This is a genomic window from Tenacibaculum xiamenense, from assembly GCF_964513065.1.
GTDB lineage: Bacteria > Bacteroidota > Bacteroidia > Flavobacteriales > Flavobacteriaceae > Polaribacter > Polaribacter xiamenense.
This window is the reverse complement of the sequence record NZ_CAZEQU010000033.1, coordinates 482,312-501,395: the sequence shown is the minus strand read 5'-3', so window position 1 is coordinate 501,395 and position 19,084 is coordinate 482,312. Positions and strand designations below refer to the sequence as shown.

18 protein-coding genes are annotated in these 19,084 nt (G+C 31.9%); 17 read left to right on the top strand and 1 reads right to left on the bottom strand.

Translation table 11 applies throughout. The annotated features are described in order from the left end of the window. Positions 1–57 precede the first annotated feature (57 nt). The 14 genes from ACKTTV_RS13220 to ACKTTV_RS13155 all read left to right on the top strand — a co-directional run bounded on the left by ACKTTV_RS13220 (position 58) and on the right by ACKTTV_RS13155 (position 11,911). Positions 58–210: a DUF2256 domain-containing protein gene (locus ACKTTV_RS13220; protein WP_408031319.1), complete on the top strand. Its 153-nt coding sequence runs from the start codon at positions 58–60 to the stop codon at positions 208–210. Between the two features lie 223 nt (positions 211–433). Continuing rightward, positions 434–2,725, top strand: coding sequence for a beta-glucosidase BglX (gene bglX / locus ACKTTV_RS13215; protein WP_408031318.1), 2,292 nt, complete (start codon positions 434–436; stop codon positions 2,723–2,725). 2 nt (positions 2,726–2,727) lie between these two features. Next, the gene (locus ACKTTV_RS13210; RefSeq protein WP_408031317.1) at positions 2,728–4,317 is read left to right on the top strand and encodes a solute:sodium symporter family transporter; all 1,590 of its coding nucleotides are present in this window, start codon (positions 2,728–2,730) and stop codon (positions 4,315–4,317) included. Between the two features lie 216 nt (positions 4,318–4,533). Further along, a complete protein-coding gene (locus ACKTTV_RS13205) occupies positions 4,534–6,000 on the top strand; it encodes a cryptochrome/deoxyribodipyrimidine photo-lyase family protein (RefSeq protein ID WP_408031316.1) in 1,467 nt (488 codons plus the stop codon). 3 nt (positions 6,001–6,003) lie between these two features. Then, positions 6,004–6,438 carry a hypothetical protein gene (locus ACKTTV_RS13200; RefSeq protein ID WP_408031315.1) on the top strand — a complete coding sequence of 145 codons (435 nt, stop codon included), beginning with the start codon at positions 6,004–6,006 and terminating at the stop codon, positions 6,436–6,438. Then, positions 6,407–6,691, top strand: a complete 285-nt coding sequence (locus ACKTTV_RS13195) for a TIGR03643 family protein (protein WP_408031314.1) — start codon at positions 6,407–6,409, stop codon at positions 6,689–6,691. Before ACKTTV_RS13200 ends, ACKTTV_RS13195 begins: the two co-directional genes overlap by 32 nt. After that, the gene (locus tag ACKTTV_RS13190; protein WP_408031313.1) at positions 6,692–7,114 is read left to right on the top strand and encodes a 6-pyruvoyl trahydropterin synthase family protein; all 423 of its coding nucleotides are present in this window, start codon (positions 6,692–6,694) and stop codon (positions 7,112–7,114) included. It abuts the gene before it with no gap. Then, positions 7,071–7,772: a GTP cyclohydrolase I FolE gene (gene folE, locus ACKTTV_RS13185; RefSeq protein ID WP_408031312.1), complete on the top strand. Its 702-nt coding sequence runs from the start codon at positions 7,071–7,073 to the stop codon at positions 7,770–7,772. Before ACKTTV_RS13190 ends, folE begins: the two co-directional genes overlap by 44 nt. Before the next feature lie 14 nt (positions 7,773–7,786). Beyond that, a complete protein-coding gene (locus ACKTTV_RS13180) occupies positions 7,787–8,461 on the top strand; it encodes an SDR family NAD(P)-dependent oxidoreductase (RefSeq protein ID WP_408031311.1) in 675 nt (224 codons plus the stop codon). Between the two features lie 10 nt (positions 8,462–8,471). Continuing rightward, a complete protein-coding gene (locus ACKTTV_RS13175; RefSeq protein WP_408031310.1) occupies positions 8,472–8,999 on the top strand; it encodes a CIA30 family protein in 528 nt (175 codons plus the stop codon). 63 nt (positions 9,000–9,062) lie between these two features. Beyond that, positions 9,063–9,578, top strand: a complete 516-nt coding sequence (locus ACKTTV_RS13170; RefSeq protein ID WP_408031617.1) for a glutathione peroxidase — start codon at positions 9,063–9,065, stop codon at positions 9,576–9,578. A 170-nt stretch (positions 9,579–9,748) separates the two neighbouring features. Next, complete coding sequence (locus ACKTTV_RS13165) at positions 9,749–10,141, top strand: DUF2452 domain-containing protein (RefSeq protein ID WP_408031309.1); 393 nt, start codon at positions 9,749–9,751, stop codon at positions 10,139–10,141. Between the two features lie 8 nt (positions 10,142–10,149). Beyond that, positions 10,150–10,635: an SRPBCC family protein gene (locus ACKTTV_RS13160; protein ID WP_408031308.1), complete on the top strand. Its 486-nt coding sequence runs from the start codon at positions 10,150–10,152 to the stop codon at positions 10,633–10,635. Continuing rightward, positions 10,625–11,911 (top strand): cryptochrome/photolyase family protein, encoded by a 1,287-nt coding sequence (locus ACKTTV_RS13155; RefSeq protein WP_408031307.1) that lies wholly within the window; start codon positions 10,625–10,627, stop codon positions 11,909–11,911. Before ACKTTV_RS13160 ends, ACKTTV_RS13155 begins: the two co-directional genes overlap by 11 nt. A 163-nt stretch (positions 11,912–12,074) precedes the next feature. Here ACKTTV_RS13155 and ACKTTV_RS13150 read toward each other — a convergent pair whose 3' ends face one another. Next, a complete protein-coding gene (locus tag ACKTTV_RS13150; protein ID WP_408031306.1) occupies positions 12,075–14,750 on the bottom strand; it encodes a T9SS type A sorting domain-containing protein in 2,676 nt (891 codons plus the stop codon). A 176-nt stretch (positions 14,751–14,926) separates the two neighbouring features. On the opposite strand from ACKTTV_RS13150, the gene ACKTTV_RS13145 reads away from it, so the two are divergent. The 3 genes from ACKTTV_RS13145 (at position 14,927) to ACKTTV_RS13135 (ending at position 19,041) form a co-directional block, all read left to right on the top strand. Further along, positions 14,927–16,432, top strand: a complete 1,506-nt coding sequence (locus ACKTTV_RS13145) for a pyridoxal phosphate-dependent decarboxylase family protein (RefSeq protein WP_408031305.1) — start codon at positions 14,927–14,929, stop codon at positions 16,430–16,432. Between the two features lie 6 nt (positions 16,433–16,438). Next, a complete protein-coding gene (locus ACKTTV_RS13140) occupies positions 16,439–17,767 on the top strand; it encodes a lysine N(6)-hydroxylase/L-ornithine N(5)-oxygenase family protein (protein WP_408031304.1) in 1,329 nt (442 codons plus the stop codon). Between the two features lie 95 nt (positions 17,768–17,862). Beyond that, the gene (locus ACKTTV_RS13135; RefSeq protein ID WP_408031303.1) at positions 17,863–19,041 is read left to right on the top strand and encodes an MFS transporter; all 1,179 of its coding nucleotides are present in this window, start codon (positions 17,863–17,865) and stop codon (positions 19,039–19,041) included. The last annotated feature ends 43 nt before the right edge of the window (positions 19,042–19,084 follow it).

The window sequence follows — 19,084 nt, the reverse complement described above, 5'->3', positions numbered from 1 at the left end:
TTATAAATCTTAGTTTCTGAAGCTAGTTTAATTATCAATACTATAATTTATATATAATTGACTAAAAAACAACACTTACCAACTAAAGTATGTCCAATTTGTAAAAAACCGTTTTTATGGAGAAAGAAATGGGAGAAAAATTGGGATTCCGTAAAGTATTGTAGTAAGAGATGTAGCGGTAATTCGAAAAGACGTACGTTAAAAGCTTAGACTTTCTACAATTTTTATTCAATAAAATAACCTTCTGAAAACGTTTTCATACTAATTTCTAGTTCTTTTTCATTAAAATGCGAATACCGTTGGTAAATATTTGTTTAACTTTAAGTTAGCATGTGTGATTGAAAACAATTTAAGGGGAGATATTTCTACGTTTTTTTTTGTTGCATACCACCTGTGAAGCTGAAGACTAAACAACTAAAAGATAAACCAACAAATGAGAAAATCTTTACTCGTTATCGTTATTATTGCTTTAAACTCCTGCAATAAAACTAATTCCAAAGCCAAAACATTTGACTCTATGAACAATACCGTCGTTAACAGTTCAATTGAACGAAAAATTGATAGTTTACTTGAGGTAATGACCTTAGAAGAAAAGGTAGGTCAAATGAATCAATACAATGGCTTTTGGGATGCAACTGGACCTGTTCCAAATAAGGGAAATCAAGCCGAAAAATATGAGGATTTAAAAAAAGGATTGGTAGGTTCTATGCTAAATGTAAGAGGAGTGAAGCAAGTGAAAGCACTTCAAAAAATTGCAGTTGAGGAAACACGTTTGGGAATTCCATTAATTTTTGGGTTTGATGTTATTCATGGATTTAAGACAATTGCTCCTTTACCGTTGGCGGAGGCTGCTAGTTGGGACTTAAAGATTATAGAGAAGTCAGCAAAGAATGCTGCAGAAGAAGCTGCCGCCGCGGGTCTAAATTGGACCTTTGCACCTATGATTGATGTTTCAAGAGATGCTCGTTGGGGTAGAGTTATGGAAGGTGGAGGAGAGGATCCTTTTTTGGGAGCTAAAATAGCAGTAGCACGGGTGAAAGGTTTTCAAGGAAACGATCTATCTTCACCCAAGACAATTGCAGCCTGTGCAAAACATTTTGCAGCCTATGGATTTATAGAAGCAGGTAGAGAATATAATACTGTAGATATTGGCACTTCTACGTTGTATAACACAGTTTTTCCTCCATTTAAAGCAGTATCAGATGCTGGTGTAAAAACGTTTATGAATGCTTTTAATGAACTTAATGGAGTTCCTGCCACAGCAGATAGATTTTTACAAAGAGAGGTTTTAAAGAAAGATTGGAAGTTTAAAGGTTTTGTAATTTCAGATTGGGGGTCAATAGGTGAATTGGTTGCACATGGGCATGCTAAAGATTTGAATCATGCGGCTGAATTAGCAGTAAATGCGGGGTCTGATATGGATATGGAGTCTAGTGCCTATGTTGAAGAATTGACTGGTTTAGTAAAAGAAGGTAAAGTAGGTAAAGAACTAATTGACGATGCCGTGAGACGAATTTTACGTGTAAAATATGAGTTAGGACTTTTTGATGATCCTTATCGTTATTGTAATGAAAATAATGAGGAGGAAGTAACTGGGAAAAAGAAGTTTCATGAAGATGCGTTAGACATAGCGAAAAAATCAATTGTACTTTTAAAAAATGAAAATGATCTACTTCCATTAAAAAAGCAGGGGATGAAAATCGCTTTAATAGGAGCGTTGGCAAATGATAAGACGAGTCCTTTAGGAAATTGGCGATTAGCAGCCAAAGAAGAGACTGCTGTGTCAGTAGTTGAAGGATTTCAAGAGTATAAAGAAAATAAATTGGAGTATGCAAAAGGTGCGGATTTGGTTATTCCAAATACAGAAATATCAATGACTCAAGAGGTACAGGTAAATACTAAAGATACTTCCGAGTTTGAAGAAGCATTATCTTTGGCTAAAAGGTCAGATGTTGTTGTTATGGTGTTAGGAGAACATGGAATGCAAAGTGGTGAAGCCCGAAGTAGAAGTACTATTGACTTACCAGGTGTTCAGCAACAGTTATTAAAAGAGGTTTATAAGGTAAACAAGAATATTGTGTTGGTGCTAATGAATGGAAGACCACTAGCTTTTCCTTGGGCTAAAGATAATATTCCAGCTATTGTTGAATCATGGCAATTAGGAGTACAAAGTGGAAATGCTATAGCTCAAGTAATTTATGGCGATTATAATCCTAGTGGTAAATTGCCAATGACTTTCCCAAAAAGTTTAGGACAGGTTCCAATATATTACAATCATAAGAACACAGGAAGACCAATAAGAGAAGGAAATGTTTTCTGGTCTCATTATTCTGATGAAACAAATGATCCGTTATATCCTTTTGGGTATGGGTTAAGCTATACTAGTTTTTCATACAATAATTTAAAGATAAAGGTTAATGGACAAAATAAGGTTCACGTAACGGTTGATGTTAAAAACACAGGAAAGGTAAAAGGAAAAGAGGTTGTACAATTATACTTGCATGATGTGTATGCTTCTATAACAAGGCCAATTCGAGAGCTTAAAGGTTTTGAAATGGTAGAATTGGAAAAAGGAGAGTCGAAAACAGTTAATTTCGAGCTTAATGAAAAAGAATTGGGGTTTTATAATAATAGAGGTGAGTTTTTAGTTGAACCAGGAAAATTTAATGTGTTTGTTGGTGGAAACTCAAAAGCTGAATTAACAAATACTTTTATATTGAAATAATTATGGGAGCATTATTTTCTTTTTTAGGATTTACAGCACTAGTAGCGATTATAGCATATTATGCAACAAGAAAAACTGATGAAAATACCTCAAAAGGGTATTTTTTAGGAGGTAGAAGTTTGACGGGAGTGGTCATAGCGGGTTCATTACTATTGACTAATTTATCAACTGAACAAATTGTAGGGCTGAATGGTTCGGCATATCAAGAAGGAATTTTGGTAATGGCTTGGGAAACTTTAGCAGCAATAGCTATGGTAATTACGGCGCTATTCTTATTACCAAGATATTTAAAAGGAGGAATAGCAACAGTACCCACGTTTTTAGAGCGAAGATATAATAAAACAACAAAGGCATTGACTTCCGGATTGTTCTTAACAGGGTACGTAGTTGTATTATTACCAATCGTTTTGTATTCAGGTGCTTTAGCTATTAATACCATGTTTGATATACCTGAGTTATTAAATGTTTCAAAAACATCTGCATTATGGATTTCTGTTTTTTCTATTGGAATTATTGGATCTATATATGCAATTTTTGGAGGTTTAAAGGCAGTAGCTGTATCTGATACTATCAATGCCATTGGTTTACTAATAGGAGGGCTATTAATTCCCTACTTTGGTTTTGTAGAAATAGGTCAAGGCGATTTTACAAATGGAGTTTCTACATTATTAAATAGTAATCCCGAAAAGTTTAATGCCATCGGAAGCAATGAATCATCAATTCCGTTTGCTACTATTTTTACAGGAATGATGCTCGTTCAGCTTTTTTACTGGGGAACCAATCAGGCTATTATTCAAAGGGCGCTTGGAGCAAAGGATTTAAAAGAAGGGCAAAAAGGATTGCTATTGGCTTCTTTTATTAAAATTATAGGTCCATTAATTGTAGTGGTACCGGGTATTATTGCATTTCATATTTTTCAGGGAAATCTACCTAATGCTGATGAAGCATATCCTGAGTTAGTCACAAAAGTATTACCACCCTCATTGGTTGGTTTTTTTGCCGCTGTATTATTTGGTGCAATTCTAAGTTCTTTTAATTCAGCTTTAAATAGTTCAGTAACCTTATTTGGTTTAGATATTTATAAAGAGTTTATTAATAAAGAAGCAACAGAAAAGGAAACGGTAAAAGCGGGTAAGTGGTTTGGTCTATTTTTGGCTTTACTAGCCATGTTTGTAGCTCCTTTTATAGCAAATGCTCCTGATGGATTGTTCGGTTATCTTCAAGAGGTAAATGGGTGTTATAGTATTCCTATATTAACTATTATTGTGGTAGGGTATCTTACAAAACGAGTTCCTGCTGTAGCCGCAAACTTTGCTATTATATTTGGTGCTGTATTGTATATCTTAAGTCAGTTTGTTTTGAAACCCATGGTTTTTGGTTCGGAAAATTACCCACATTTTTTACATGTAATGGGAATTCTATTTTTAATTAATATTGGTATTATGCTGCTTATTGGGAAGTTATATCCTCAAGAAGAGGCGTATGTTCAGAAATTTACGGAAGAGGTTGATATAACTCCGTGGAAATATGCGAAACCAGTAAGTGTAATTGTAGTTATTGTTGTTGTTTTGAGTTTCGTTTATTTTTCATAGCAGTATTTACCTATCACCAACTATTTATGTGGAGCAGATTACAAAAGTATATATAGTGATGGTTTTAATATAACCTTTGAAATTCAACTAGTTGTATTTAGAATAGGATAAAACGATATAACTATAAGAAATAAGAATTATTTTGTTTAATCTATTTTTTATTTAGTTAAACAAAATTCGTAAATTTGAAGTAATGTTAGTGTTAATCCGTTTTACATGCTTCAAAGAGAAAAAATAGTTGTTGTTTGGCTTAAGAGAGATCTTAGATTACATGATAATGAAGCTATTTACAATGCTTTAAAAACAGGTAATAAAGTTTTATTGTTATATGTGTTCGAACCTAGTTTGTTGAATGATCCTCATTATTCTGATAGACATTGGAATTTTATTAAACAATCTTTAAAAGATGTAAACGACCAATTAGCAACGTATCAAACGAGAATACTAACTGTTAACTCGGAAGTTATCCCTTTGTTTAGCTACCTTCAAACAAAATATAAAATTGTTAGTGTTTATTCCCACCAAGAAACAGGTTTGTTAAAAACGTACAATCGCGATAAAACTTTTAAGCGTTTTTGTAGTAATAACTCCATCAGTTGGATTGAAAATGTAAATAATGGTGTTTTCAGAGGAAGACAAAATAGAGAGCATTGGAAAGAGGATTGGGAAAATTATATGGCGGGCTCACAATTTCAGATTGAAAATGACAAAATACTTTCTTTTTTAGGTGAGCACGAAATTGATGAGATATCAAAGAACTTAACGCTGGTCTCATTAAATACTGATGATACTCCAAATTTTCAAAAAGGAGGAAGATCAATGGGATTAAAATACATGAGATCATTTTTTGAAGATCGTTATATCAATTATGCTAAATTTATTTCCAAACCAAATCAAGCCAGAGAAAGTTGTAGTAGGCTATCTCCTTATTTAGCTTGGGGCAACTTATCTGTAAGAGAGGTATATCAATATGCTAAAACTTTTAGAGGAGAAGCTGCAAATAAACGAGCAATTGACGCATTTACTTCAAGGCTGCGATGGCAAGCGCATTTCATTCAAAAATTTGAAATGGAATGTATTATGGAAAGCGAAAGTATAAATAAAGGATTTAGAAAGTTAAAGAAGGATATTTCGGTGAAGTATCAAGAGGCCTGGAAAGAAGGAAAAACTGGAATTCCGATTATTGATGCTTGTATGCGCTGTTTGCAAGATACAGGATATCTAAATTTTAGAATGAGGGCAATGGTAGTTTCTTTCTTTACCCACAATCTGTGGCAACCTTGGCAGGAAGCCTCCAAATATTTATCAAAAGTGTTCTTAGACTTTGAACCAGGAATCCATTTTCCGCAACTTCAAATGCAGGCAGGAGAAACTGGAATCAACACCTTAAGGATATACAATCCAGTAAAAAATGGAATAGAACATGATCCTGAAGCCTATTTTATATCCAAATGGGTTCCTGAACTCAAAGGATTACCCATTAGCTTTAGACATGAGCCTTTTAAACTTACCATGCTTGAGCAAAAATTATATGGATTCAAATTAGGTAAAAATTATCCGAATCCAATAGTAGATGTTGCAACAACAAGAAAACGAGCTTCAGATACAATATGGAACATGAGAAAAGATAGAGATGTAATTGAAGATAGTTTTAGAATTTTAAACAAACACATAATAAAATAGAGTATGATTATTTTTAATACAACGTATACAGAAAAATCAGATCTGCGTGAAATTAATCACTTAATAGGGAAGTCATTTTCATTTTTTGACAAGCTGCGATTAGGAGGTGTTGGAAGTGGGCGTTTAATTATTAATAATGTAAGTCAAAATTTTCAAAGTTTAGTGAACAAGGTTTCTGATTTAAATTATGCAAGCATAGAATTAAGACCAAAAGGAATCATTGTTCATATGACAAATCAATTAAAGCGGTTTTCATGGGCAATTCCTTACTATAAACTAGTCATTTTTAATGGAACTTATTTTAGCATACATTCTGACGGTAGCTTTGTTCAAATGATAAAAACAGGAAACCGTTCTATAAATAAGAAATTTATTGAAAAAATGCTCGATTTAAAAAATATAGCGAATGAAGAATTTGAATTTATTGACGACTATTGAAATAGATAGGATTATAGAAATGGCATGGGAAGACAGGACGACTTTTGACGCCATAAAATTTCAGTTTGAGCTCAGTGAGAAAGAAGTAATTCAGCTCATGAGAAAGAATTTGAAAGTAACTAGCTTTAAACGTTGGAGAAAGAGAGTGCAAGGAAGAAGAACCAAACATGAAGCTAAAAGAGATTTTTTAGTAGGACGTTTTAAGTGCTCAAGACAAAAGACAATAAGTAATAATAAGATAGCTAAAAGATAAATGAGTGAATTTAAACTTGGAATAACTCGTAAAGAGCATTTCAATGCAGCCCATAGATTGCATAACAAAAATTGGACCGATGAGAAAAATAAAGAGGTATTTGGTAAATGCAACAACCCGCATTATCATGGTCATAATTATGAATTAGAAGTAACCGTTATTGGCTATGTTGATGAGGAGACAGGATATGTTATTGATACAAAAATATTATCTGATATTATCAAAGAAAAGGTTTTAGAACCTTTCGATCATAAAAATTTAAATTTAGAAGTAGAATATTTTAAAGAGGTAAATCCAACTGTAGAGAATATAGCAGTTGTTATTTATCGAGTTATTAAAAATGAAATTCCAAAGCATTTGGAATTAAAAATTAAACTATATGAAACACCAAGAAACTTTGTTGAATACCCTTTTAACGTCTAATTCTTTAAATGGTCTTTCATTAGACGAAATTGGAGAAGATCATTTATATACAGGAATTGATACACCAATGAAGCCAGATGCTTTTAAAGTATCTGATAATGAAAAGAAAGAGAAAATAGCGGACTTGTTTTCTCAAATAATGGATGTTATGGGCTTAGACTTAACAGATGATTCATTGAAAGGTACGCCACAGCGTGTAGCTAAAATGTATATCGATGAGATCTTTTCTGGGCTAAATCCAGCTAATAAGCCGAAAATTGCCCTTTTTGATAATAAGTATCAATACAATCAAATGCTCATTGAAAAAGATATTCAATTTTACTCTAATTGTGAGCATCATTTTGTGCCTATCATAGGAAAGGCTCATGTAGCTTATATTTCATCAGGAAAGGTAATAGGCTTATCAAAATTAAACAGAATAGTACAGTATTACGCTAAGAGACCTCAGGTACAAGAGCGTTTAACAAATCAAATAGCTGTTGACTTACAAAATATTTTAGAAACAGAAGATGTAGCTGTAATTATTGATGCAAAGCATTTGTGTGTTTCTTCTAGAGGTGTTAAAGATGACTCATCATCAACAATTACTTGCTTTTATGGGGGAGCATTTAATAAACAAGAAAAGATTGTTGAACTACAAAACTATTTAAAAAGTTAAAAAATCAATTTTATATGAAAACCATCTTAGTAGTAGGAGGAAGTAAAGGAATAGGAGCTGCTATTGCGAATCAGTTAAAAAGTACACATCATATAGTTTCTTTTAGTAGAGGTGCAAACGATATTGAAGGTATTACTCACCATAGTATAGATGTATTACAAGATGAGTTTCCTAATATCGAAAATTTAGATGGATTGGTGTATTGTCCTGGAAGTATAAACTTAAAATCGTTAAGTAGACTTAAAATAGAAGATTTTCAGACCGACTTTAATATCAATGTAATTGGAGCTATTCGGGTGATTAAACATTATGAAAAGCAACTCATACAAACGAATGGAAGTGTTGTTTTGTTTAGCACAGTTGCTACACACTTAGGAATGCCGTTTCACTCGAGTATAGCTGTTAGTAAAGCAGCCATAGAAGGGTTGGCAAAATCGTTAGCGGCAGAATATGCAACAAAAATTAGATTCAATGTAATCGCACCTACTGTTACCGATACACCATTGGCGTCAAGATTACTCAGAAATGAAAAACAGCAAGAGAGTATGCGAGAAAGACATCCTTTAAAACAGTATCTCGATCCGAAAGAAGTGGCGTCATTAGCGGAGTACTTACTATCAGGAAATGCGAAATCTATTTCTGGGCAAATAATACCAATGGACGCCGGAATTGTGAGTGTTAAACTATAAAAATTAAGATATGAAACTTTTTACTATCATAGCGGCATTATTTATGGCAATTTCTGATATCGTAATCTGTGATTTTTCGAAAAATACTCCTTATAATTGGAGGGTAACCAATGATGATGTTATGGGAGGTATCTCAACATCTTCAATGAAAATAAACTCTAATAATCAGGGAGTTTTCTCAGGTCAGGTTTCTACTGAAAATAATGGAGGCTTCGCCATGACAAGATTGAAAACGGAAATTGAAATTTCTAATAAAAACAAAAAAGTTGCGCTTTACATCAAAGGAGATGGTAAAAAGTATCAATTCCGTATCAAATCTCAGAGAAATAAGAGGTATTGGTATGTACAATCCTTCCAAACAACAATGGGAGAACAAAAAATAGAATTGAACTTAAAAGATTTTTATCCTTCATTTAGAGGATATAAACTCAATAAAGAAAATTTTAACGCCAATAAAATAGAAGAAATTGCAATTTTGATTGGAAACAAAAAAAATGAGAATTTCAAATTAGAAATAAAAAAAATATTAATTGAATAAGTACTTTTCAATAAAGAGATAGCAAAAATTGGATACATGAAACTATATAAAATACTATTACTTATGACGCTGTTCGGAACATCAATAAAAGCACAAACCCTTGAGCCTAAGACTTCTTTATACGATATAAAAATTAGTGATATCAATGATAAGTCGATTGATTTGAAGGATTATAAAGGGAAAAAGATCTTGTTCGTAAATGTTGCTTCAAAATGCGGTTTTACAAACCAATACAAAGGCCTGCAAGAGCTTTATGATAAGCATAAAGACAATCTTATGATCATCGGAGTTCCATGTAATCAATTTGGAGGACAAGAACCTGGTACAGCTTCAGAAATTGAAAGTTTTTGTGAGTTGAATTATGGAGTTACGTTTTTAATCACGGAAAAAGTTGAGGTGAAAGGTGAAAATCAACATGCACTATATAAATGGCTAACTCAAAGAGGGTTAAATGGAAAATCCAACTCTACTGTAAAATGGAACTTTCAAAAGTATTTAGTAGACGAGGAGGGGAGGTTAGTAGATTATTTCTATTCAATGACAAAGCCTAATAGTAAGAAAATTACAAAATATATTTAAACGAAAACCCTTCAATCTGGGGGTGTGACAACTTCCATTAGGAAAAACGTTTGTGATTTTAGATTAATTGTTCACAAAAAGCACACCCCCTAAAAGAAGATGTCTCTTAATTTTATTTTAGTTGTAGGAATATTTTATAAATTAAGTGTTTAATTGATATTTAGATCCGAATGAAAAAACCTGATAATATTGTTTATAATGAAGAAACAAATGAGTACGACGCTTATTTAAAACCTTATGCAACTAATTTCACAGCGCCTAAAATCGATTTACCTAATTCTGTTAGTTGGAAAAAGCAAAATATTACGCTAGCTAACAAACAGATAAAAGCGTCTTTTGAAGAGTTAAAAAAAGAGTTTGAGGTGTTGTATAATAAATTTTCTTATAACGAATTGGTATATAGTTCAAAATTTACTTTTGAACCTATTGTAGGAGAAACATACCATTTATATGAAAACGAAAAGGGGCGTTTTTTATCATTGCTCAAACCTTCAGAATGTAATTTTAACTATATAGGTAGTTTTCGATTAGATTCAGATAAAATTTGGAATAAAATAGAATAATTGTAAAAATGATTGAGTTCAAAAAACACTCAGGAATATATACTTTGTCTACAAAGCAAGTATTAAATGTTTCATTGGAAGAGGCTTGGGACTTTTTTAGTTCCCCAGAAAATCTTCAAAGGATTACTCCTTCGCACATGGGCTTTAAAATTACTTCAGATGTAAATCATAAAGCATATGCTGGACAAATAATAACATACAAAGTAGGAATTCTACCAGGAGTAAAACAAAACTGGGTAACCGAAATCACTCAAGTGAAAGATCAAGAGTTTTTTATTGATGAGCAGCGTTTTGGTCCTTATAAAATGTGGCACCATGAGCACTGGTTTTATAGTTTACCTGATGGGAAAACATTAATGGAAGACAAAATTTCATATAAAATACCTTTTGGTTTTTTAGGTACGATAGCTCAAAACATATTTATAAAAAAACAATTGAAAGAAATATTTGAATATAGGTTTAACACGTTAGAAGCTATGTTTAATGAAAAATAATGTTGTTTTTTTCTGGTTCAGGCGTGATCTTCGTTTGGAAGATAACACTGCTTTATTTCATGCCTTAAATTCAGGTTTCGCTGTAATTCCAGTTTTTATTTTCGACGATGAAATCCTTGATAAACTTTCAAAGGACGATGCAAGAGTAACTTTCATTTATAAAACCTTGCACGAAATAGATGTTCAATTAAAAAAGCTGGGTAGCTCGTTAATCGTAAAGAAAGGAAATCCGCTAAAGGTTTGGAATAACTTATTAGAAGAGTATTCATGTAAGGGGTTATTCTTTAATCGAGATTATGAGCCTTATGCGTTGAAAAGAGATGCTGAGGTTATTGGTAATTTTGAGAAGAATGAAATCCCTACAAATACATTTAAAGATCAAGTAATTTTTGAAAAAGGGGAGGTGTTAAAAAAAGATAACACCCCCTATACAGTATATACACCTTTTAAAAATCAATGGTTGAAGCTTTTTAAGGCAGAAGAACACTTGATTCAAAATGATACAAGGGAGTATTCTAATAAATTTTATAAGTATAGTATTGACTTTCCTTCAATGCATGAAATGGGTTTTGAAGAAAGTAAGATTAAAGTAATTCCTTATAAAATTGATCAGTTGTTTAATTACGAAGAAGTTCGTGATTATCCAGCTTTAGACCAAACGTCGTATTTATCGCCTTATTTAAGATTCGGTCAAGTAAGTATACGTGCAATGGTGAAACATGCCCTAAAAACGAATGCAATCTTTTTGAGTGAGCTTATTTGGCGGGAGTTTTTTATGCAAATACTTTTTCATTTTCCCAAAGTGGTAACGAACAATTTTAGGGCCAAATATGATGTTGTTCCCTGGAGAAATAATGAGAACGAATTTAAGAAGTGGTGTAAAGGAGAAACTGGATATCCAATTGTCGATGCTGGAATGCGTCAATTGAATGCAACTGGATATATGCACAATAGAGTACGAATGATTACAGCAAGTTTTTTATGTAAACATTTGTTAATAGATTGGAGATGGGGCGAGGCTTATTTTGCTGAGAAACTATTAGATTATGAATTAGCATCAAACAATGGAAATTGGCAATGGGCAGCTGGAACTGGATGCGATGCAGCTCCTTATTTTAGAATTTTTAATCCCATTGAACAGCTTAAGAAATTTGATAAAGAACTAAAGTATACGATAAAATGGGTGCCTGATTTAAATGAATTGACCTACCCGCAACCAATTGTAGATCATAAAATGGCAAGATTAAGAGCTCTTGAAGCCTATAAAAAGGCATAATTTTATATAAATGGTAACGAATGCAAAGCCAGAGATAGATCTCTGGCTTTGTTTGTTTTTATTCTTTATTGGATAAATGCCCCGAGGCTTGTCTCACAGGTAAATGTTTTTAGTCTGAAAACGTATTCCTGTAAAGTACTCTGTTGGATTGCCCAAGAGAAATTTACTTCAACAGAACTATTTTACGATCGATAGACGCATTATTTTCCAATAAGAACCTTATAAAATATACCCCTTTGTCTTGTTTATTAAGATCTATTTTTCCATTTTCAATGTACGATTTTCTGTTATTAGAATATATTTCTCTTCCCAATGTGTCAAAAACACTAATTTTCTTAATTTTTGACGAAGCATTATTGAAATAAAAAATTCCTGTACTAGGGTTTGGATAAATAGTAGTTTTATAAAGAGAGATGTCACTAATACTAAGTACTTGTGATTGCGAGCAACCGTATTGATCAGGTGTCTCATTAGAAGGTGTGTTTCGGCATTCATCTATATTATTAGGAACTCCATCTTGATCGTCATCATCTAAAGATATTTCGTCAAAAGAATCTGTTACATCTAAATCAAACTTTTTCAAAATTGCTCTTTGCCAGGCATATTCTGGATTTAAATAAAGTGAGCTACCAACTGATTCAAGTGTTAGTAAATATTGATCATCATATTCTACATTTACATCACTATCAAGACTTATAGATGTATTAATTTCAAAATAGTTAGGCAGCATTTCACCAAATTTATTGAAAACGTATATATATTGGTCTCTGTAATTATGAAATAATAATTGATTGTTTTTTTCTTTAACATAAAAGGAGAATATTCCTATATTTCTATATTCCGAATCTGGTGAGTTTATAACTGTTAACCTATCCGAATAAATGACAATTTCTCCTTGATAGTTCATTGTGAAGATCCAGTTATTGGTAAAGGGTTGAATAATTGGAATCAATTGATTTAATTCTAAGCTTAAATATTCATTATTCAGTGAGAATTTATGAATTGTAAATTCATTTAAACCATAAATATATGTTGAAAGTAAAAAGTCCCCTTTATTATTTACTTTCCAATCCATAATTAATTCATCATCATTAGTAATTCCATCACCATTGGGGTCTTCATATAAATTTAAATCTCTAGACCATTGAAAGACATTATTCTTGAATAAGGAAATATTGGTTGTATCACTACTAATTTCGTAAATATAGTTATCTCCATTATTAGATATAAAAGAAGTTGAAAGGTCTTTTGGATATATTGGCGTATATAGGATTTCATCAGTAGGTACAATTTTATCTTCTAATATTGATAAATCACTTTTGTTCAAAGTAACGAATCTCTGTTGTCTAGGAGAAATAGATCCTCCAGGACCAAAATTATCTGGCCCCGTAGCTTCAGTTACGGCAAAAGCATAAGCAGTATCTCTAACAACTAACTCATTTCTCATAAAAACTTTCGAGGTACCTTTTCCACTATAACGATAAGAGGTTAGTTCGTCAGAATGATTCGCTTTTTTGATTAGCATATCAGTTTCAGAAATCAAAACACTTCCAGAATAATTTATATCCTTTGTAAATCCGGAAAGGAATGTTTCTTCTTCTGTTTTTAAAAGATCAATTATTTGAAATTCAGAAGTTGCTATTTGATTAAGTTGAATATTATCCAAAACATCAAAATTATGATCATAGTTGATTATTTTATTGCCATCTGTCAATATTGAAACCTGCCCATTATTAATACTGGCAAACTTCGCATTATAAGGAGAATCTTTCTCAAAAAATAAATTTCCGTCCTCATCATATTTTTGAAGCGTAACTTTTAGATTATTAGCATCTGAAGAAAGGGCATTATTACTAACAATTAGAAGGTTGTTTTGCTCGTCGAAGCCAAATTCGAGAGGGTATTTATTCACAGAGTCTTCGGGTAAAATAACATATTTGATTTCCCCATTTAGATCGACGTTTAATAATCCAAAGTTTTTATTGTTATCATAATTAGGAACAAGTAATAAAATATTATTTGAATTATCCTTTTTAATAACGCTATATTCTTCTGCAAACGATTGTCTAAAAAAACTAATAGCTTCATCCGTTAGGTCTAACTCAGAACTTGAATATATTGAATTTGTAAAGTGTTGAAATATAAATTTTTGATACGGAAATGAAGCAATATCCTCCGAGCTAATAGCGTAATATATATCGTCAATATTAATTATTTTAGATATTCTATTACTTCCATCGCTTGCAATAAAAGGTTGATTAGTCGAGAATTCGCTTAGTACTTCTCCAGAAGGAGAAATTTTTTTGAAATAGAAATTTACGGGTGTTTCGTTTATGGGTTTAAATATGAAACTAACATTATTTGAACTATCTATAAAGGATTTAAAAGATGAAGAATCATAGGCTATTGGGTCGTTTAAATCTGATAGGGCATGTTCCCATAGGAAGTTCCCATGTTTATCTAACTTAGTTAAAATGAAAGTTTGCCTATTACTTGTGTAAGCAGCTCGAAATATTATAATTAAATCGTCATTGGAATCTATATGAACACCAAGAATCCCATCATAAGACAGTCCTGTATCAAAAGATTTTTCTTTTTCCCATATGACATCGAGATTGCTATTTAACTTTATAATTTTACCGTCATTAAATGTGAAGTCATTTTCTGTTGTTCCAATTAAATAAAAGTTATTATTGCTATCCTTGATAGTAAACTTTAGGACGTCTCTATTAGTGTGGTTTTTATTCCCGTATGATATTTCTTTAAAGGGATTTATTTTCTCTTGAGAGAAGAAAAAGGAGTTGCAAAGTACTAAAATTAAGAAATAAATTTTTTTCATTATTTGGTCAATTTTTGGTTACTGCAAGATAATTATTTGATTTTTAATTGGATGTTCTATTTTTTTATACTGATGAATCGATTTAATATTGCGTCATTTTTTATCACAATTGCGTCATTTTAGGATTTTTTTACGTCTTAATTTTGTATTCAACTATTAAGACTAAATAAAAATAAATGATCTTAGACGAATTCCCGGTTCTTGTCGATTCTTCATTGCAAACCGACTTATTGCATGGAGAGTCTTTTAAAGACTTAGAAAAACAAACAAATTTAATTTTAGAAACCTTAAAAAAATTCTTTAGCAAAGAAGATTTTTATGTTGGAGATAATTTAAAGGAAATTAACCAACATAAATTAGATGCACAAATTGATGGAGAAGATACACTGTCATTTGAGAATGCCTTAGAATATCTCAATGATTTATATATAAAGAATACAATTGCTTTTCATAACCCTAACTACGTTGCTCATTTAAATTGCCCTGTTGTTTTACCTGCAATGGCTGCGGAAATTATAGCATCTACTGTTAATACAGCTATTGAAACTTGGGATCAAAGTACTTCTGCTACCTTTATAGAGCAGGCAGTAATTAGATGGATCAGTAACGAGTTTAAATTTCCTGAAAGCTCAGATGGTGTGTTTACAAGTGGAGGAACTCAATCTAATTTTATGGCACTATTGATGGCTCGCGATCATTATGCTTTTGAAAATTATGGAGTAAATATTAAACAACATGGTTGGTTTGAAGAGGTAAGTAAGTTCCGAATTTTCTGCTCTGAAAAAGCGCATTTCAGTATAAAAAAGAATGCAGCCTTATTAGGTATGGGCTACGATGCTGTTATTCCTGTAAAAACGGATAATAAAATGCGAATGGACCCTAATGAATTGGTTTTAGCAATAGAAAAAGTGAAACAAGAGGGGAATATACCGGTAGCAGTTGTGGCTACTTTAGGAACCACGGATTATGGTAGTTTTGATCCTTTAGAAACGATTTCAAGCATTGCTAAAGATTATAAAATGTGGTTACATGCTGATGGGGCATACGGAGGGTGTTTTGTTTTAACGGATACACATAAGAGTTACTTTGAAAAAATTAATTCGGTTGATTCAATAACAATCGATTTTCATAAAACAATGTTTCAACCAGTGTGTTGTAGTGCTTATTTAGCCAAGAACAAGCAACACTTTCAATATGTATCTTATTATGCGGACTACTTAAATCCAATCGAGGATAAAGACCCAGAGAGACCTAATTTAATAGAAAAGTCAATTCAAACAACAAGAAGGTTTGATGCTCTTAAAGTGTGGTTTACATTAAAAACATTAGGAAAAGAAACAATAGGAAGGTATTTGGAAAGAGTACATCACTTAGCAACTTCAGTATATAACAAAATCAAAGATGATGCTCATTTCGAAGTAGCTCATCAACCTGAATTAAGCACTATAGTGTTTAGATATAAAGCATTGGGAGTTCGTGAAAATAAAGTGCATGACAGAGTAAACATGTATATAAAAAACACCTTGTTTAAACAAGGAAGAACCTCCGTGGCTAGTACAAAGTTAGATGGAAATATCTATTTGAAATTTACCTTGTTAAATCCGAATAACACAGAAGAAAACCTTTTTGAAATTTTAAAAATGATTCAACAAAAAGGAGAACAATATAAAACTAATAACTAAAATAAAATGGCAGAGAATATAGCAGATTTTATAGCAATTGGAGTAGGTCCTTTTAACCTAGGATTGGCTTGTTTAACAGCTCCTATTGAAGGACTTAATGGAATATTTTTAGATAAAAGCGAAAAGTTTGATTGGCACCCAGGAATGATGTTACAAAGTACAACATTACAGATTCCTTTTATGGCCGATTTAGTAACCTTGGCTGATCCAACAAATCCGTTTAGTTTTTTAAATTACAGTAAAGAAAAAGGAAGGATTTACTCTTTTTATATCAGAGAGAACTTCTTGTTGCTTCGAAATGAATACAATCATTATTGTCAATGGGCAATTGAAAAGCTCCCTAATGTTTTTTTCAATACAGAAGTAAAAAATATTGATTTTGATGAAAAAGATCAAGTTTATGTGGTGACTAGCATATGTACAAAGACCTATGAAATCAAAATTTATAAGGCTAAAAAGATTGTTTTAGGTACTGGAACACAACCCTACATTCCAAATAGCGCGAAAAAACTAAATAAAGTGGCTACTCATTCTTCTAGCTACTTATTTGAAAAAGAAGAGTTGCAAAAGAAGAAGTCGATTACAGTATTAGGAAGTGGACAAAGCGCTGCAGAGATATTTTACGATTTATTACAAGATATTGATGAAAAAGGTTATGAGTTAAATTGGATAACAAGATCTCCTAGATACTTTCCACTTGAATATTCAAAACTTACTTTAGAAATGACTTCTCCTGAGTATGTTGATTATTTCTACAACCTTCCTTCAGAGAAAAGAGATGATTTAATTAGTAATCAAAAGCATTTATACAAAGGAATTAATCAGGATTTGATAAACGATATTCACGACTTGCTTTATACAAAAAGATCATATGCTTCTGAGCCATTAAAAGTTTCATTACGAACGAACACGGAGTTGGTAAATTCATCATATGAAAACAATAAAATTTCTTTAGAACTGCATCAAGTAGAAGAGGATAAGTATTTCGAAAAAACTACTGAAGGGCTGGTTTTATGTACAGGTTATCACTATAAAATGCCTGATTTTATAGAAGGAGTTAATGATAGAATTGGATGGGATGCAAAAGGTAGATATGATGTACAACGAAACTATACAATTGATAAAAACCACAATGAAATATTTGTTCAAAATGTTGAACTCTATACACACGGTTTTGTTACACCAGATTTAGGAATGGCCTGCTATCGTAACTCATATATTATAAAAGAAATTACAGGTAAAGAGCACTATCCAGTTGAAAAAAGTATTGCGTTTCAACAGTTTGGTGTAAGCCAAGAGGAAGAAATAATTAAAAACGTAAAAGAAACGGTATAAGTTCGATAAATGTTTAAAGTATTGGATTCGAAAGAAGTGCGCTATTTTAAATATTGAGACTTATATCTGTTTTTTTTAATGATAAAAATATACAGATGAATCTAAAGTCATTTTTAATAACAATGACCTTTATTGCAGTTGTTAGCGATTATTTATTGCATCCGTTTTATCCTCAGTTTTTTGAATTGAGATTTGGAATGTCAAATCCTAAAAATGTAGGGTATTATTTTGCTGCTATATGTTTCATGGTAATGATTGCATTTCCTTTTTGGGCATATGTTTCAAAGAAAGTAGCGGAGCTAAAAATACTGATATACACACAAGCAATAGCAGGTGTTTTGGCATTGTATTGTTATTGGACTGAGTCGTATATCAACTTTTGGATTGTTTCCCTAATCATGGTGCTTTTCAAAGGAAGTTATCTCTTGGTGTATCCTTACATACTTAAAATTATAAAGAAAGAAGAACATACAAGCACTATCGGTTTATTATCGGTAGTGGTTCATCTTGGAGGAATTCTAGGAGCCGTAATAGGAGGGTTTACAGTGGATTTTATCAATCCTAGCTCGATATTTATCATAATGGCACTTGGTGACTTTTTACAAATGTTAGTAAGTGCTTATCTATTACAGAGTAAAAAATACAATACAGATGTCATTATCGTTGCCGATGAGACGGAAAAAAGTTCTACTTCTAATAGTTTTATTATAAAAATTGGTTTGTTGACTTTAATTCTGTACTTCAGTGATTTCTTAATCCGCCCTTTCTTTTCAATGTATTGGGAAAGCTTTGCGTCAAATGACTCCAAGTTAATCTCAGGAACAATTTATGCGATACCAGGATTCGTTGCTTTAATCGCATTATGGATTAACAACAAGAGAAGCGCAAGTGGATACGAAGGTATTATAAAAGCTTTAATTATTGGACTTGTAGGACTCTCTCTTCAAGGAATTCCTTCAGAAAGCATGGTAATTATTGGTAGAATAATTTATGGATGGGCAATATTCCAAGGAATGGTAAAATTCGATGTCTTCTTATTCGAAATGAGTTCTCCTGAGTCGTATTCTATAGATTATAGCAAAATTCACTTTTTCCAAAATTTAGGAGTTTTACTGGCTTCGTTAAATGTAGGGTTAGTAGTTGACAACTTCGGTCTGCAAATGCCATTTATACTTGCCTTATCAGGTTTTATAATAACACTGTTACTGTACTTTTTTGTTTTTAAGTTTTCTTCTAACCTTAAAAGTAATCAGCCAAAATTAAAGCAGAGTTAGTGAAAGGAATACAAACTAAATATAAATTACTTATACCTCATAC

Bases quoted from the DNA above. Each gene is read 5' to 3' on its own strand.
- bglX (WP_408031318.1), top strand. From the start codon at position 434: ATGAGAAAATCTTTACTCGTTATCGTTATTATTGCTTTAAACTCCTGC.
- ACKTTV_RS13210 (WP_408031317.1), top strand. From the start codon at position 2,728: ATGGGAGCATTATTTTCTTTTTTAGGATTTACAGCACTAGTAGCGATT.
- ACKTTV_RS13205 (WP_408031316.1), top strand. From the start codon at position 4,534: ATGCTTCAAAGAGAAAAAATAGTTGTTGTTTGGCTTAAGAGAGATCTT.
- ACKTTV_RS13200 (WP_408031315.1), top strand. From the start codon at position 6,004: ATGATTATTTTTAATACAACGTATACAGAAAAATCAGATCTGCGTGAA.
- ACKTTV_RS13195 (WP_408031314.1), top strand. From the start codon at position 6,407: ATGAAGAATTTGAATTTATTGACGACTATTGAAATAGATAGGATTATA.
- ACKTTV_RS13190 (WP_408031313.1), top strand. From the start codon at position 6,692: ATGAGTGAATTTAAACTTGGAATAACTCGTAAAGAGCATTTCAATGCA.
- folE (WP_408031312.1), top strand. From the start codon at position 7,071: ATGAAACACCAAGAAACTTTGTTGAATACCCTTTTAACGTCTAATTCT.
- ACKTTV_RS13180 (WP_408031311.1), top strand. From the start codon at position 7,787: ATGAAAACCATCTTAGTAGTAGGAGGAAGTAAAGGAATAGGAGCTGCT.
- ACKTTV_RS13175 (WP_408031310.1), top strand. From the start codon at position 8,472: ATGAAACTTTTTACTATCATAGCGGCATTATTTATGGCAATTTCTGAT.
- ACKTTV_RS13170 (WP_408031617.1), top strand. From the start codon at position 9,063: ATGACGCTGTTCGGAACATCAATAAAAGCACAAACCCTTGAGCCTAAG.
- ACKTTV_RS13165 (WP_408031309.1), top strand. From the start codon at position 9,749: ATGAAAAAACCTGATAATATTGTTTATAATGAAGAAACAAATGAGTAC.
- ACKTTV_RS13160 (WP_408031308.1), top strand. From the start codon at position 10,150: ATGATTGAGTTCAAAAAACACTCAGGAATATATACTTTGTCTACAAAG.
- ACKTTV_RS13155 (WP_408031307.1), top strand. From the start codon at position 10,625: ATGAAAAATAATGTTGTTTTTTTCTGGTTCAGGCGTGATCTTCGTTTG.
- ACKTTV_RS13150 (WP_408031306.1), bottom strand. From the start codon at position 14,750: ATGAAAAAAATTTATTTCTTAATTTTAGTACTTTGCAACTCCTTTTTC.
- ACKTTV_RS13145 (WP_408031305.1), top strand. From the start codon at position 14,927: ATGATCTTAGACGAATTCCCGGTTCTTGTCGATTCTTCATTGCAAACC.
- ACKTTV_RS13140 (WP_408031304.1), top strand. From the start codon at position 16,439: ATGGCAGAGAATATAGCAGATTTTATAGCAATTGGAGTAGGTCCTTTT.
- ACKTTV_RS13135 (WP_408031303.1), top strand. From the start codon at position 17,863: ATGAATCTAAAGTCATTTTTAATAACAATGACCTTTATTGCAGTTGTT.